The sequence below is a fragment of the Achromobacter sp. ACM05 genome (assembly GCF_019218915.1).
GTDB classification, from domain to species: Bacteria; Pseudomonadota; Gammaproteobacteria; order Burkholderiales; family Burkholderiaceae_B; genus Achromobacter; species Achromobacter animicus.
The window spans coordinates 670,874-684,992 of sequence record NZ_JAHUWQ010000003.1; the positions used below are offsets into that span (position 1 = coordinate 670,874).

Genomic DNA, 14,119 nt, shown 5'->3' on the forward strand with positions numbered 1-14,119 from the left:
GGGTATTCAGGTGGCCAGGGCCAGGGCTTCAAACTGCGGGGTGGCGACGACGCGCCAGGCGTCTTCGCCGCGCACGATGAACAGCGCGGCGAGGGCATGGCGGCGCGCATAGGCCAGCCCCTCGGCTTCGCCCAGCACCGTCAGCACGGTGGCCAGCGCGTCGGCCTGCATGCAGACGGGGTGCAGCACGGTTACCGAGGCGACCGCGTTGCGTACCGGGTGGCCGGTGCGCGGGTCGATCGTGTGGGCGTAGCGCGCATCGCCGTCGCCGGCGTGGCGCCGGTAGTCGCCCGACGTGGCGATGCTGCAGTTGTGCAGCGGCAAGGCCAGCGCATGGTCATCGCTGGCGTCGGGGACTTCGATGGCCACGCGCCAGGATTGTCCGTCGGGACGCTTGCCGCGGGCGCGCAACTCGCCGCCGACTTCGACCAGGTAATCGGTGATGCCCAGGCCATCGAGCGCCATCGCCGCGCGGTCCACGCCGTACCCCTTGGCGATGGACGACAGGTCCAGATAGACGCCGCCGGGCTGCCAGGCCGCGCGGCGGTCTTGGTCCAGCGGCACGCGCCGCCAGCCGCAACGATCAAGCGCGGTCTGGATGGCGGCCGGAGAGGGCGGTTCAAAGGCGCGCTGGTGCGGCCCAAAACCCCAGGCATTGACCAGCGGCCCGACGGTGGGGTCGTAGGCGCCGCCGCTGTCCTCGGCCAGCATCAGCGCATGATGCAGCACATGGAAAAAATCGGGCGGCAGCGTCTGCCAGCCGGACTCGGCGCGGTTGTAGCGGGTGATGTCCGAGTCTGCTTCCCAGGTGCTCATTTGCGCGACGACCTGGTCCAGCGCGGCCTGGATGCCTTGCCGCGCTGACGCTTCGGTCACGCCCGCCGGCAGCGCCAGGCGCGCGGACCAGGTGGTGCCCATGGTGGCGCCGGCCAACGCGGCCGGGCGCGCTGGCATTGCGCCATAGGCGACGCGAACGGCCGGGGCCGCCGCGTTGCGCGGTGCGAAGGAAGGAGAGGTCGCCACGCGCGCGCCTTTGCCTTACGGTTGCAGCACTTCGACAGTGCCGGCGTACGACAGGCGGCGCTTCTTGGCCTGCGGCACGGTGACCTTGGCGTCTTCCATGCCGGCTTCGATCCAGTACAGACCGGGCTGCGGCCACTTCACCGAGAACTTGCCGTCCTTGTCGGTCTTGATCTGGATTTCGCCGACCTTGTCGCGATAGCGGCTGCCGCCCGGCACGACGTTCACGTCCAGGTCGGCGGCGGGCTTGCCGTCCAGCAGCATCTGGAACGTGGCCGCTTCGTCCGTGAAGAGGTCGTTCGGGTGCGTCACGGGCGCCAGCTCCAGGCCGCGGCCCACGGGCTTGACGGCCGAGGGCTTGCCGGCGGTGACGAAGGTCTCGACGCGGCCCAGGCTTTGCGAGACTTCAAGCTCGTCGGCCTTGGCCGGCACGGCCTGCGCCATGCCTTCCACCTTGCCGAAGTAGCGCTTGTTCTTGCCGTCTTCCTTCCAGCGCGCGAACACGCCGTCGTTGACCACGGCAACGCGGTAGGTGCCGGCTTGTTTCAACTGCAGGTCGAACGTGCTGCGCAGCTTGCCGCGGTTGATGTTCTCGGCTTCGGCGGCATTGCCGTCCGGCGCGGTGACGGTCAGGCCGTCCAGGCGCAGCGGCGCGTGGTTGAAGTAGAACTTGTCGTTGCCGACCGCGGCGTCCACGGTGATCCAGCTGTCGGTGCCCGACAGCACCGTCGAGGACGGCACGATCCAGACGTCATGGGCGTGAGCGGCAAAGGGCAGGCACAGCGCCAGGGCGGCGGCCAGTTTGGCGGCGGATTTCATCGTTGCGTTCCTTGCGTTTCTTGCGTTGCTAAAGGGGCTGGTCACGAGGCCGGTCAGGGTTTGAGGTCGAGCGCGATGGCGCCCAGTTCGTGTTCGCCGCGCGCGCTCAGTTGCTCGGCCTTTTGCGGCGGCCATTGGAAGGGGATGCGCACCAGTTCGCGGCCGCCCACTTCGCGCGCGGCTTCGACCACCACCGCGTACTGGCCGGGCTTGAGCTGCGCGAGCGGCTTGCTGGCCGCGTCAAACGACAGCGCGTGCTTGCCCACGGGCTTGGTCGCGCCGCTGACGCCGTCCACCGGGAACTGCTGGTTGCGGCCGCTGCGGCGCCACCACTGGCGCATGTCCTTGAGCCATTCGGTGCCTTCGTTGTTCTTCTTGGCCACGTCGTACCAGACGGCCAGGTCGGTGGCCACGCTCTGGTCGGGGTTCTCGATCCAGATCGCCACGTACGGGCGGTGGTATTCGGCCACGTCCAGGCGCGGCACCTCGATGGACAGGCCGATGTCTGCGGCGTGGGCCGTTCGGGCGATCAGGCCGGCGAGCAGCGCCGGCAACAGCAACTTGCGCATGGAAATCTCCAGGGCGTATCGATGGAATCAGTGGATGAAAAGCAGCGCCAGCACCAGCGGAATCACAACGCCCAGCCCCACCATGGGCCAGGTTGCGCTGCGGTTGCCGGCGTGCATCTTGAGCAGCACCAGTCCGGTCAGCGAGAACACCAGACAGGCGACGGCGAAGATGTCCAGGAACCAGCTCCAGGCCAGACCCGTGTTGCGGCCCTTGTGCAGGTCGTTCAGGTACGAGATCCAGCCGCGGTCGGTACGTTCGTATTCGATATCGCCGCTGGCGCGGTCGATGGACAGCCAGGCATCGCCGCCCGCGCGGGGCAGCGACAGGTAGACCTCGTCGGGGGACCACTCGGCCGTCTTGCCGGCCGTCGAGGCGTCCAGCGTCTCGTCCAGCCAGGCGGCGACCGAGGCGGGCAGGGGCGCCTTTTTTGCCGCGGGCGCGGCGGCAAGCTGCTGGAGTTGGGCTTCGGGCAGATGGGCCTCGCGGCTGGTCACCACGGCCTTCGATTCGATGTGTGACGCGTTGTTCAGCGTCAGCCCCGTCACCGCGAACAACAGCATGCCCAGCAGGCAAAGCGCAGAACTGATCCAGTGCCACTGATGCAGTGTCTTGAGCCAGTAGGCGCGGCGGCGGGGAGCGGGTTGGGTGTCCATGGAATGTCGGGCAGGAAGCGGCCGGATTCTAGCATTTAATGAGAATTACTCTTAAAAAAGCGAGGCCTTTTCGCGCACGGAAATTTCAATCGATTTCGGCGGAAAGCGCCTTGTTTGCCGAAGCTGAATGCAGGCTGAACGGGTGCGCCTACCGACCAGCGGGACTAAGATAGGCCACCCTTTGCAAACACCGGAGGTCGTCATGCTGCAACAGCAAGTCGTGGATCAAATCGGTCGTCATTGGGGATGGGTGGCGCTTCGCGGCGTCGTTGCCATCCTGTTCGGGTTCATGGCCATGTTCATGCCGGCCATCACCTTGTCGGCGCTGGTGCTGGTGTGGGGCGCTTTCGCGCTGGTGGACGGGGTGCTGGCGCTGATCGCCGGATTCCGCATCCGCGACAACGGCAAACCGCTATGGGCGCTGATCATCGTGGGCCTGCTGGGCGTGGCGGCGGGTATCGTCACCTTTCTCTGGCCGGGGCTGACCGCGCTGATCCTGCTCTACATCATCGCGATCTGGGCGATCGTGGCGGGCGTGTTCCAGATCATCGCCGCCGTGCGCTTTCGCAAGGCCATCCGCAACGAATGGCTGCTGGGCCTTTCCGGGCTGGTGTCGGTGGCCTTCGGCGCCATGCTGGTCATGCAGCCGGGCGCCGGCGCGCTGGCGCTGGTGTGGGTGATCGGGATCTATGCCGTGTTCTTCGGCATACTGCTGCTGGTCTTTTCCCTGCGTCTCAAACAACACGGCACCGTCTGACCTCCATGTCCGCCTATCAAACGCTGGTTCCCCTGAATTTCCTGGCCGTGGGCCTGGGCGCGATCCTTGGCGCGTGGTCCCGCTGGCTGGTCGGTCTGTGGCTGAATGCGGGCTCGTGGCCGTGGGGCACGCTGGCGGTCAATCTGGCGGGCGGGTATCTGGTAGGCGTGGTGCTGGCGCTGGTGGCCGGGCATCCCGAGTGGCCCGCCTGGGTGCGGCTTGGGGCCATCACCGGTTTCATGGGCGGGCTGACCACGTTCTCGACCTTCTCGGCCGAGACCGTCGCGATGCTGGAGCGTGGCGCGTATGTCAGCGCGCTGGGCTATGCCGGTTTCAGTCTGGCCGGGTCGCTGGCGTTGACGGCGGCGGGGCTGGCCACGGTCAGTCTGCTGCGCTAGGCACGTTGTCGCATGTGCCTAAGTGGCGATTGAAGCTGCGGGCGTGCCGCCGCCATTGATGTCTTGCGCGTGCGGCGCCGATCAGGCCCCGTCAGCACGCGTGGCGACCGCCGCGGGCAGCCACGTCGGCTGGCCGGGCATGTCGTGCGCCTGCATGTTCATGCGGTATTCGTAGCGGTCTGGCCGGTAGCGGGCATGCAGCCACTCTACCGGCCGCCCGGACTCGTCGCGCACCACACGGTGCAAGCTGAGCAGGGCCGAACCCACCGGCACCTCCAGCAATTCGGCGATGCCGGGCTCGGCCAGCACGGCTGAAATCGACTGTTCGGCCCGCGCCACGCGCACGCCCAGATCGCGGAAGATGGCCAAGAGCGGTTTGGCGTCCAGATCCTGGCGGCGGATGCGCTGGCCGATGTCATCCGGCACAAACGTGGTCAAGTAGGAAAACGGCTGGCCTTCGTGGCTGCGCACGCGCACGGCGCGCTGCACGGGTGCGCCGGGCGGCAGTTCCAGGCGCGCCGCCACCGGCGGCGGGGCGGGCGCGGTTTCCAGTTCCAGCAGGCGCACCTGCGTGTGCATGCCCATGCGGGCCAGATGCGCCATCAGCGCGTCGATACCCGCACCGTGCTGCGGGCCCGGAAACTGCGCCGGCGGGGCCGCGAACGTGCCGCGCCCCTGCCGCCGCTCGATGAGGCCATCGGCCGCCAGCGCATCGAGCGAGCGCCGTATCGTCAGCCGGGACACGCCGTATTCGGCGGCCAGCGCGTTTTCGCCGGGCATCGCCCTGTCCGTGGCGAATCCGCCGGCTTCGAGCCGTTGCTTCAGCAGCAGATAGACCTTGTGATAAAGCGGCAGCGGGCTGTCGGGCACGGTGGGGCTCCTGGTTGACGTTCAGTCGACGGTCGCGCCGGTGAACTTGACGATCTCGGCATAGCGCGCGATGTCCTCGCGCACGAAGACGCCCAGTTCCTCGGGGCTGCTGCTGACCGCGCTGGCGGCCTCGCCTTCGAGCAGCTTGCGGAACGATGGCGTGTCGACCGCCTTGCGCGCCGCGGCGTTCAGGGCCGCCAGCTTGTCGGCCGGCATCTTGGCCGGACCAAACAGCGCGAACCACGCGTTCGATTCGAAACCCTTGATGGTATCGCCGATGGGCGGCACGCCGGGAAACTGCGGCAGCGCCTGCGGACTGGTGACCCCCAGCGCCCGCAACGCGCCGCTCTTGATGTGCGGCAGCGCGTTCAGCGAACTGGCGAACATCATGTCCACCTGACCGCCCAGCAGGTCGGTGATGGCCGGCGCCGTGCCCTTGTACGGCACGTTCAGGATGTCCAGGCCCGCCATCATCTTCATACGTTCGCCGGCCATGTGCAGCGACGACCCGATCGCGCCCAGCGCCATCGTGTGCTTGCCGGGGCTGGCTTTGACCAGCGAGACGAACTCCGGCATGGTGCGCGCCGGGAAATCCTTGCGCACGACCAGCACGCTGGGCACGTTGGCCAGCATGCTGATCGGCGTGAAATCGGCCACGGGGTCGAAGGGCAGGTTCCGGTACAGCGTGGCGTTGATGGAAAAGCTGGTGAAGGTGACCAGCAAGGTATTGCCGTCGGGATTGCTCTTGGCGACATAGTCGGCGGCGATGTTGCCGCCCGCGCCGGGCTTGTTCTCGACGACCACGGGGCGCTTCAAGTCCACCGTCATGTGCTGCGCGATGCTGCGCGCCACGGTGTCGGTGGTGCCGCCCGGCGGTGCGCCGACGACCAACCTGATGGCGTCCGCCTGCGCGAGGGCGGGGGCAGTTGGCATGGCGAACGCCGCCAGCAGCGCGCAGCCCGCGGCGATCCGATGAAGTCCCGGCATGAGTTGTCTCCTGATATGTTGTATTGAGGACAATACAAGTATAGGAAGACGTTCCCGGGCACGCCAGATCGTTTCCCCGTAGAAAGGCGTCAATTGTCCGGCGCGCCTGCCGCCTTCGCGTACTCCACGATGGCGATGTCCCGGAACGCCTGGATCAACGCCAGGCGCGGCGACACGCGCGACCAGATCAGTCCGAAGCGGCGCGGTTCGCAGTGCGCGGGCAGCGGCAGGGCGAGCAGACCCAGCCGTTCGATCGTGCCGTTGGTGGACCGGGGCAGGATCGCCACGCCCAGATCCCGGCTCACCATGACCGCAATCGATTCGATTGCGTTCAGCTCGAACCGGTCCCGCGGCGTGATGCCGACGCGGCGCAGATACTCGTCGACATGCCGCCCGCTCCAGTCGTTGCGCTGGTAACGGATGAACGGCTCCGCGGTGAGCAGGCTGTGCGGATGACGGCCGGCGTGGCGCGGGGCCGCCGCCAGCACATAAGGTTCTTCGCGCAGCAACTGCCAGCCCAGGCTTTTGGACAGCGGATAGGGCGCTTCCAGCGCGATGGCCGCATCGAGTTCGCCGCTTTCAATGGCCGGATAGAAGCGGGCGCTGTGGCCGGGCTGGATCTCCACGCTGATCAGCGGATGGCGTCCGACCAGATGTTCAAGAATGGCCGGCACCATGGAGTTCAGCGCGGTGTTGCCGGCGCCCAGCCGGAGCTCGCCCATCATCTCGCCCGACCGCGCCAGGTAGCGGATCTTTTCGATCCGCTCCAGGACCTCGCGCATCGGTCCGATCAGTTCGATTGCCTTGGCCGTCAGGTGCACGGTGCGGCCGGCGCGCGCGACCAGCGGCACGCCCAGCTCCTGTTCCAGCTTGCGGATCTGCTGGGCGACGGCGCCGTGTGTCAGTCCCAGGCGGCGGGCGGCCTCGGCCATGGAGCCGTGCTGCGCCACGGCGGACAGCGTGTGGAGAAAGTCGGTGTTCATGATGATAGGGATTCTATCTTCTTATCGTATGGCGGCTTTCCCCTGGCGGCGTGCAGCGCGGTCACAATGCGGCCAGGAGACCACAATGAGAAGCAAGCTTTTCGTGCCGGCGTCACGGCCGGAACTATTCGACAAAGCCATGGCCAGCGCTGCCGATGCGCTGTCCTTCGATCTGGAGGACGCGGTCGCGCCGCCTCGCAAGGCGGCCGCGCGTGCCGAGTTGGCCAGCTGGCTCGGGTCGCCCGCCTTTCAAACTGCGCAGGCTCAACATCCCAAGAAAATTATCGTTCGCGTCAATGCGTCGGACACCCCTTATTTCGCGGACGACCTGGACGCGCTGGGACGATCGCCGATCGACATGCTGAATCTGCCCAAGGTCGAGTCCGCCGACGCGCTGCGCGAGGCCGCGGACCGCGCCGGCCAGGCCGGTTTCGAGGGCGAGCTGCTGGTCACCGTTGAAACGCCGCTGGCGCTGGCCCGCGCGGCCGAGCTGGCGGCCGCGCACCCCCGCGTGGCAGGCCTGCAATTGGGGCTGGCCGACCTGTTCGAACCCCTGGGCATCGACCGTTACCAGCCCGAGACCCTGCGCGCGGTGATGCTGGCGTTGCGGCTGGGCGCCGGTTCCGCGGGCAAGTACGCCATGGACGCCGCCTATGCCAGCGTGCGCGACGGCGAGGGCTTCCAGGCCGAGGCGCAACTGGCGCGCTCACTGGGTTTCCTGGGCAAATCCTGCGTGCATCCCAGCCAGATCGCCATCGCCAACGAGGTCTTCGGATTCAGTGCCGAAGAGATTGATGCGGCCGAACGGATCGTCGCGGCAAGCCAGGCGCAGGAAGGGGTGGGCGCTTTTCTGCTGGACGGCAAGATGATCGACGCGCCCTTCGTGCGGCGCGCCCGCGACGTCCTGCTGGCCGCAGGACGCGCCGCCTGAAACGGCCTGCGCGAATCGCGGCCGAGCTTTTTATCGGATGAATTGCATGATGGAAATTGAAACCTCCGCTCAGTTGCCGCTGGCCGGCGTCAAGGTGCTGGACCTCAGCGCCTACATCGCGGGTCCGTACGGCTGCGCCTTGCTGGGCGACATGGGCGCCGACGTGATCAAGGTCGAGCCGCCCGAAGGCGACAACCTGCGCAAGTATCCGTCGACGCTGCCGGCCGAGAGCCGCGCCTTTCTGGGCATCAACCGCAACAAGCGCGGACTGTGCCTCAATTTGAAAGACGAAGCGGGTTACGAGGTGCTGGTCAGGCTGGTGCGCGAGGCCGATGTGCTGGTTCACAATTTCCGCCCCGGCGTGCCGGAGCGCCTGCGCATCGACTTCGCCACGCTGGCCGCCATCAACCCGCGCCTGATCTATTGCGCGATGACGGGTTACGGCGCGGCCGGTCCGATGGCGCGCCACGCGGGCTACGACCAGGTGCTGCAGTCCATGACCGGCATGTGCGCGGCGCAGGCCAAGCCCGACGGCCCGCCCGAGGTGCTGTACGGATCGGTGGTCGACTACTACGGCGCCGCGTTGATCTCCAACAGCGTGTCCGCCGCGCTCTATCAGCGCGAAAAGACCGGGCGCGGGCAGGCCATCGAAGTGTCGCTGCTGGGCAGCGCGCTGGCCATGCAGTCCGCTCGCCTGGTCTGGGCCGAAGGCGAGCCGCGCCGCATCGAACGCGACATGCGCTCGGGCGGCATCACGGGCATCCATCCCACGCGCGAAGGCCATCTCTACATCTCGGCCAACACGCCGCATTTCTGGCGTGCGCTGTGCGATCACCTGGACCTGCAGAATCTGGCGGACCATCCCGACTACGACACCGTGAAAAAGCGCGCGGCGCAGGCAGCGGTGCTGATCCCGCTGGTGCGCGAGGCGCTGGCGCGGGCGTCGGCCCGTGAATGGGCCGAGCGCTTCGGCCAGAGCGTGCCTTGCGCGGAGGTGCGGCCGGTCGAGGACATGTTCGACCACCCGCAGGTGGAGGCGATGGGATTCATGCGCCCGTATCACAGCGAGAAGGCGGGCAATTACCTCGGTCTGGCGCAATGGGCGCAGTTTGGCGGAGCCGCCGCGCAAGACGAAGCCAGTGCCGGCGCCGTGCGCGCCGCGCCGGGTCTGGGTGAACACAGTCGCTCCATTCTGTCCGCCCTGGGATACACAACGAGCGAAATCGACCAATTGCTGCACACCTCCGTGGTGCAATAAGCAGTAACAACCAAGATAAGAATCGTCCGGCAAAAGGGCGAGGAGACAGGAATCATGAATCAAGCGCAACGCTATGTGCGCCGCCCGGACGGATCGAACTGGGGCGATTTCGGACACGATGACCAGCTGGGCACCCTCAACCACCTGGACGCCCAGGCGCGGCTGGCCGCAGTGGCCGAAATCCGCACCGGGATCTCGTTTTCGCTGAGCCTGCCGCTGACCGTGCCGCGCGCGCCGGTGCTGAATCCGCGCCGCAAGGGCCCGGTGATCCAGCCCGCCGAAAAGAACGGGGTGCCGGTCTACCGCTATCCGCTGGACCGCGACGTGCCGGGCGCCACCGATGTCATCAGCGACGACCGCGTCACGCTGTCGCCGCAATATTCCACGCAATGGGACGCGCTGGGGCACGTGGGGTCGATGTACGACGCCCACGGCACCGGCCAGCCGCAGCCCACCGGCTACAACGGCTTCGCCGTCAGCGAGCCCGCCACTGAGGGCTTTACCGGCACCCGCGACCTGTCCATCGCGCCGATGGCGCGCCACGGCATCCAGGGGCGCGGCGTCTTGGTGGATCTGCGCGCCCATTTCGGTGACGCGCAGCGCAAGGTGTCCCACCGCGAGCTGATGGACGTGATGCGCGCCGATGGCGTGGAAGTCCGGCCGGGCGACGTGCTGTGCCTGCACACCGGGCTGGCCGACCTGGCGCTGACGCTCGGCGACGACGAGCAGGAGCGGCTCAGGACGAGTTGCTGCGTGCTGAACGGCGCCGACGCGGATCTCCTGGCGTGGATCAAGGACAGCCGGATCGCGGCCATCGCCGCCGACAACCACGCGGTCGAACTGCGCAACCATCACCTGGACACGGGCAAGGGCGCGCTGTTGCCCCTGCACGAGCAATGTCTGTTCAAGCTGGGCCTGCCCTTGGGCGAGCTCTGGCACCTGACCCCGCTGGCGCAATGGTTGCGCCAGCACGGCCGGCATGCCTTTTTCCTGACCGCGGCGCCCATGTACGTGCCCGGCCTGGTCGGCGCGCCGGTCAACCCCATCGCGACCGTCTGACGACGGCTCGCGCCACGACCCTTGACCGATCGAACATCCCCGCAGGGGAGACCCGAGGAGCACACATGAAGAAAACCCGTCGCACGGCCCTGGCCGCAATTCGTCCGCTGGCCGCCGCCATCGGTCTGGCCACCGCCTTTGGCGCCGCGCACGCAGCCGGCTACCCCGAGCAGCCCATCACCGTGGTGGTGCCGTATTCCGCCGGCGGCGGCGCGGACAACGCCGCGCGCATCATCGCGCAAGGCATGGGCGAAGTCGCCGGCCAGAGCGTCGTGATCGAGAACAAGGGCGGCGCCAGCGGTTCCATCGGCGCGGCGTTCGTGGCGCGGGCCAAGCCCGACGGCTACACGGTGCTGTACGACGCGTCGTCCTTCTCGATCAATCCGGTGCTGCGCAAGCTGCCCTATGACGCCAAGAAAGACTTCGTTCCGGTCTCGCAGGCCGTCAGCGTGCCCAACATCCTGGTGGCCGCGCCCGGTTCCAGCTTCAACAACCTGCAGGACTTCATCGATGCCGCGCGCGCCAAGCCCGGCCGCCTGACGTTCGCGTCCTACGGACCGGGCAGCCTGGCCCAGATGGCCGCCGAACTGCTGAAGAAGGATGCGAACCTGGATATGGTGCACGTGCCCTACAAGGGCGGCGCACCGGCCATCGTGGACGTCATGGGTGGTCAGGTCGACGTCTACTTTGCCAACGCCGCGTCCAGCCTGAACTACGTCACCGGCGGCAAGCTGAAGGCGCTGGCGGTCTCGTCGTCGCAGCGCATGCCCGAACTGCCCAACGTGGCGACGGTGGGCGAGGCCGGCATCAAGAACTTCAACGTGGTCGAGTGGAACGGCTTCTTCCTGCCGGCCGGCGCCAGCCCCGAGGTGGTGGCCAAGCTGCAGGACCTGGTGCAAAAGGCGCTGGCGCGTCCTGAGACCCGCGAGAAGCTCGCCAAGCTGGGCCTGTCGCCGGTCGGCAGCAGCGCCGAGGACTTCGCCAAGTTTGTCGACGCGGAACAGACCCGCTGGGCCGAGGTCGTGAAAACCAATAACATCCAGGTGAATTGATCATCCGGGGGCGGGCGCGGCAACGTTTGCACGCGCCAGCCCCCGATCCGAATGGAGATTGACCAGATGAGCCGGGAAGACGATTTCGAGCGCGGCCTGGAAAACCGCCGCGCCGTGCTGGGCGATGAATGGGTGCAGCGTTCGCTGGATCGCGCCACCACGTTCACCGCCGACTACCAGAACATGATCACGCGTTATGCCTGGCACGATATCTGGAGCCGCCCCGGACTGCCGCACAAGGCGCGCCGCATGATGGTGCTGGCGGTGACGTTGTCGCTGGGCCGCTGGGAAGAATTTGAACTGCACGTGCGCGCCGCGTTGACGGCACAGGATGCCTCGCGCCTGACGCCCGATGAACTCAAGGAAGTGCTGCTGCAGAACGCGATCTACGCGGGCGTGCCGGCGGCCAACACGGCCTTCAATCTTGCGCAGAACATCCTGCGCGAGGTTGCGGGGCAGATCGGCTATGAGCTCGCCGCGGCAGACCCGCGCCAGGCCGACCTGTTCGGGACAAAGCCGGCCTGACCGGTCTGCGTAAGGCGGGCGGCTTGCCCGCCTTACGCTGTTCAGTCCGCGCGGGGATTCAGCACGCGAGCCGCCTGCAGGCCGCTGCGCACCGCGCCTTCCAGCACGCCGGGATAGCCGGTGTCGGTCCAGTCGCCCGCCAATGCCAGCGTGGGCCACGGCGTCGTATTCAGCGGGCGGGTCAGGCCCGGCACCGCGGCAAACGTCGCGCGCTTTTCAATGAACAGTTCAGCCGCTGCCACCTCGGGCATCGGCGGCAGCCGCAGCGGATGCGCGGCTGCCTGTTCGGCCACTTGATCGATCAGGGCTTCAATGGTTTGCCGCCGGTTGCGTTCGCTCATGCCGATGGCAGCGCTGGCCACCACGGCCAGTTCCCCGGCCTTGGTGTCGCCCGCGAGCTGGGCGCGGTCGAACAGCCACTGGCCGGCATGGCCGCGGGCCGCATCCTCGCGCAGCATCATCATTGGCTCGGGCAGCCGCCACGGCCCAGCCAGCCGTATGTTCAGCGTGGCGATGGGCAGATAGTCGAAGGCCTTGAGTGCATCGAGCAGCCCCGTGGCGCCGGCCTCGCGCAGCGGGCCGTCCAGGAGACGCGCGGCGAAGGTGGGCGGCACGGCCAGCACGGCCGCGTCAAAACGTTCCTGGTTGATGTCGATGCCGTCGACGGACGGATGCAGCTGGCGCACCGTGCTGCCATAGCGCATGGTGACCTGTCGCGCGGCGGCGTCCGGCCATAGCGCCGACAGGTCCGTGCAGGGCAGCAGCAGATCGCTGTCTTCACGCGCGCCGGCCAGGCTGTCGCGCAGCACGCGGGCGAACAGCACCGCGCTGGCGGTGGCGATTGGCGTGTTCAACGCGGCCAGGCAAAGCGGTTCCCACATCTGCCGGATCAGCACGTCGGATTGCGCGTGATAGTGCAGCAACTGCAGCACGGTCCAGTCGCGCGGCGGCGACCAGGACATGGTCTTCAAGCCGCGCATCAGGCGCAGCATCGCAAGCCGGTCGGACCAAGACAGGCCACGTGCGCGCAGGACGGCCATGGCCATGTGCAGCGGCGCCGGCAGGCGCGGGGCGGACAGGTTGAAGCGGCCGTCCAGGCTTGCCAGCCGCAAGGGGCGCCGCATCAGCAGGGCGTCGGGGTTGCGGCCCACGCGGCGCATCAGCGCCAGGGTTTCCTTGTAGGCGCCGCACAAGAGATGCTGGCCGTTGTCGAGCGGTGCTTCAAAATCGCCGTGGAACACGCGCCGCGCGCGGCCGCCGGGGGTGTGCCCGGCCTCGAACACCGTGACCTTGGCGCCGGCTTCACGCAGGGCGACGCTGGCCGCCAAGCCGGCCCAGCCTGCGCCAATGACTGCCGCCTTCACCGGGCCAACCGGCGGACCAGGCCGCGTCCGCCGCCCACCCAGGTTTTCCAGGCGAGCCAGAGTTTGCGCAAGGGGGTGAGCGAAATGCGCTGGTGCAGCACCTGCCAGTTGTCGCGCTCGATCTCGTCGAGCAGCGCATGGTAGATGGCGGCCATCATGAGTCCCGGACGCTGCGCGCGGCGGTCGGCCTCGGGCAGGTTGCTCATCGCCTCGCGGTAGAGTTCGCGGGCGCGGTCGGCCTGGAACTTCATCAGCGCGCTGAAGCGGTCGGAATACTCGCCATTCAGGATGTCCGAGGCCTTGACCTCGAACTGCTGCATGTCGTTGACCGGGATATAGATGCGGCCGCGACGGGCGTCGTCGCCCACGTCGCGGATGATGTTGGTCATCTGGAACGCCAGGCCCAGCTTTTCGGCGTAGACCAGCGTCTTGGGATCGGAATAGCCGAACACGCCGGCGGACAGCTCGCCCACGACGCCGGCCGCGTGCCAGCAATACTTGCGCAGGCCGGGCCAGTCCAGATAACGGGTCTGGTCCAGGTCCATTTCCATGCCGTCGATCACGGCCAGCAGACGGGCGCGGGTGATCGAACAGCTTTCCAGGTGCGGCTGCAACGCGCGCGTGACGGGATGGTCGGGCTTGCCGTCGAACATCTGGTCGATCTGCGTGCGCCACCAGGCGAGCTTGATGCGCGCCAGCGACGGATCGGTGCATTCGTCGACCACGTCGTCGACTTCGCGGCAGTACGCATACAGGGCCGTGATGGCGCGCCGGCGCTCGGGAGGCAGGAACAGGAAGGAGTAGTAGAAGCTGGAGCCGCTTTTGGCGGCTTTTTCCTGGCAATACTCGTCAGGGGTCATTAGGCACGGCCTG

The 14,119-nt window shown here is 67.6% G+C and carries 16 protein-coding genes; 7 read left to right on the top strand and 9 right to left on the bottom strand.

Annotated elements, in window-relative coordinates:
* Positions 1-6: 6 nt before the first annotated feature.
* From KW836_RS21530 to KW836_RS21545, 4 genes are read right to left on the bottom strand one after another with little or no spacing between them, the layout of a single operon-like run.
* Positions 7-1,023 carry an FAD:protein FMN transferase gene (locus tag KW836_RS21530; protein ID WP_370633055.1) on the bottom strand — a complete coding sequence of 339 codons (1,017 nt, stop codon included), beginning with the start codon at positions 1,021-1,023 and terminating at the stop codon, positions 7-9.
* 15 nt (positions 1,024-1,038) lie between these two features.
* On the bottom strand, positions 1,039-1,839 hold the full coding sequence (locus KW836_RS21535; protein ID WP_175123521.1) for a DUF4198 domain-containing protein: 801 nt from the start codon (positions 1,837-1,839) through the stop codon (positions 1,039-1,041).
* Positions 1,840-1,892: 53 nt separating this feature from the next.
* On the bottom strand, positions 1,893-2,408 hold the full coding sequence (locus KW836_RS21540) for a DUF2271 domain-containing protein (RefSeq protein WP_056562769.1): 516 nt from the start codon (positions 2,406-2,408) through the stop codon (positions 1,893-1,895).
* 27 nt (positions 2,409-2,435) lie between these two features.
* Positions 2,436-3,062, bottom strand: a complete 627-nt coding sequence (locus tag KW836_RS21545; protein WP_175123520.1) for a PepSY-associated TM helix domain-containing protein — start codon at positions 3,060-3,062, stop codon at positions 2,436-2,438.
* Between the two features lie 202 nt (positions 3,063-3,264).
* Here KW836_RS21545 and KW836_RS21550 point away from each other — a divergent pair, with 202 nt between their 5' ends.
* Complete coding sequence (locus KW836_RS21550; protein ID WP_056562763.1) at positions 3,265-3,819, top strand: HdeD family acid-resistance protein; 555 nt, start codon at positions 3,265-3,267, stop codon at positions 3,817-3,819.
* Between the two features lie 5 nt (positions 3,820-3,824).
* Positions 3,825-4,217: a fluoride efflux transporter CrcB gene (locus tag KW836_RS21555; RefSeq protein WP_175123518.1), complete on the top strand. Its 393-nt coding sequence runs from the start codon at positions 3,825-3,827 to the stop codon at positions 4,215-4,217.
* An 81-nt stretch (positions 4,218-4,298) separates the two neighbouring features.
* Here KW836_RS21555 and KW836_RS21560 read toward each other — a convergent pair whose 3' ends face one another.
* From KW836_RS21560 to KW836_RS21570, 3 genes are all read right to left on the bottom strand, one after another.
* Positions 4,299-5,087, bottom strand: a complete 789-nt coding sequence (locus KW836_RS21560; RefSeq protein ID WP_218344710.1) for a GntR family transcriptional regulator — start codon at positions 5,085-5,087, stop codon at positions 4,299-4,301.
* A 21-nt stretch (positions 5,088-5,108) separates the two neighbouring features.
* Positions 5,109-6,074 (bottom strand): tripartite tricarboxylate transporter substrate binding protein, encoded by a 966-nt coding sequence (locus KW836_RS21565; RefSeq protein WP_175138417.1) that lies wholly within the window; start codon positions 6,072-6,074, stop codon positions 5,109-5,111.
* 89 nt (positions 6,075-6,163) lie between these two features.
* The gene (locus KW836_RS21570; protein WP_218344711.1) at positions 6,164-7,057 is read right to left on the bottom strand and encodes a LysR family transcriptional regulator; all 894 of its coding nucleotides are present in this window, start codon (positions 7,055-7,057) and stop codon (positions 6,164-6,166) included.
* 85 nt (positions 7,058-7,142) lie between these two features.
* On the opposite strand from KW836_RS21570, the gene KW836_RS21575 reads away from it, so the two are divergent.
* From KW836_RS21575 to KW836_RS21595, 5 genes are all read left to right on the top strand, one after another.
* Positions 7,143-7,988, top strand: coding sequence for a CoA ester lyase (locus KW836_RS21575; RefSeq protein ID WP_218344712.1), 846 nt, complete (start codon positions 7,143-7,145; stop codon positions 7,986-7,988).
* A 49-nt stretch (positions 7,989-8,037) separates the two neighbouring features.
* Positions 8,038-9,246, top strand: coding sequence for a CaiB/BaiF CoA-transferase family protein (locus tag KW836_RS21580; RefSeq protein WP_218344798.1), 1,209 nt, complete (start codon positions 8,038-8,040; stop codon positions 9,244-9,246).
* A 54-nt stretch (positions 9,247-9,300) separates the two neighbouring features.
* Positions 9,301-10,305 (top strand): cyclase family protein, encoded by a 1,005-nt coding sequence (locus tag KW836_RS21585; protein ID WP_218344713.1) that lies wholly within the window; start codon positions 9,301-9,303, stop codon positions 10,303-10,305.
* A 65-nt stretch (positions 10,306-10,370) separates the two neighbouring features.
* Positions 10,371-11,357 carry a tripartite tricarboxylate transporter substrate binding protein gene (locus KW836_RS21590; RefSeq protein WP_218344714.1) on the top strand — a complete coding sequence of 329 codons (987 nt, stop codon included), beginning with the start codon at positions 10,371-10,373 and terminating at the stop codon, positions 11,355-11,357.
* A gap of 66 nt (positions 11,358-11,423) precedes the next feature.
* The gene (locus tag KW836_RS21595) at positions 11,424-11,882 is read left to right on the top strand and encodes a carboxymuconolactone decarboxylase family protein (RefSeq protein ID WP_175183867.1); all 459 of its coding nucleotides are present in this window, start codon (positions 11,424-11,426) and stop codon (positions 11,880-11,882) included.
* A gap of 41 nt (positions 11,883-11,923) precedes the next feature.
* Here the strand turns inward: KW836_RS21595 and hpnE are convergent, their stop codons facing one another.
* Positions 11,924-13,246: a hydroxysqualene dehydroxylase HpnE gene (gene hpnE / locus KW836_RS21600; protein ID WP_218344715.1), complete on the bottom strand. Its 1,323-nt coding sequence runs from the start codon at positions 13,244-13,246 to the stop codon at positions 11,924-11,926.
* A complete protein-coding gene (gene hpnD / locus KW836_RS21605; protein ID WP_175123509.1) occupies positions 13,243-14,106 on the bottom strand; it encodes a presqualene diphosphate synthase HpnD in 864 nt (287 codons plus the stop codon). Before hpnD ends, hpnE begins: the two co-directional genes overlap by 4 nt.
* Between the last annotated feature and the right edge of the window lie 13 nt (positions 14,107-14,119).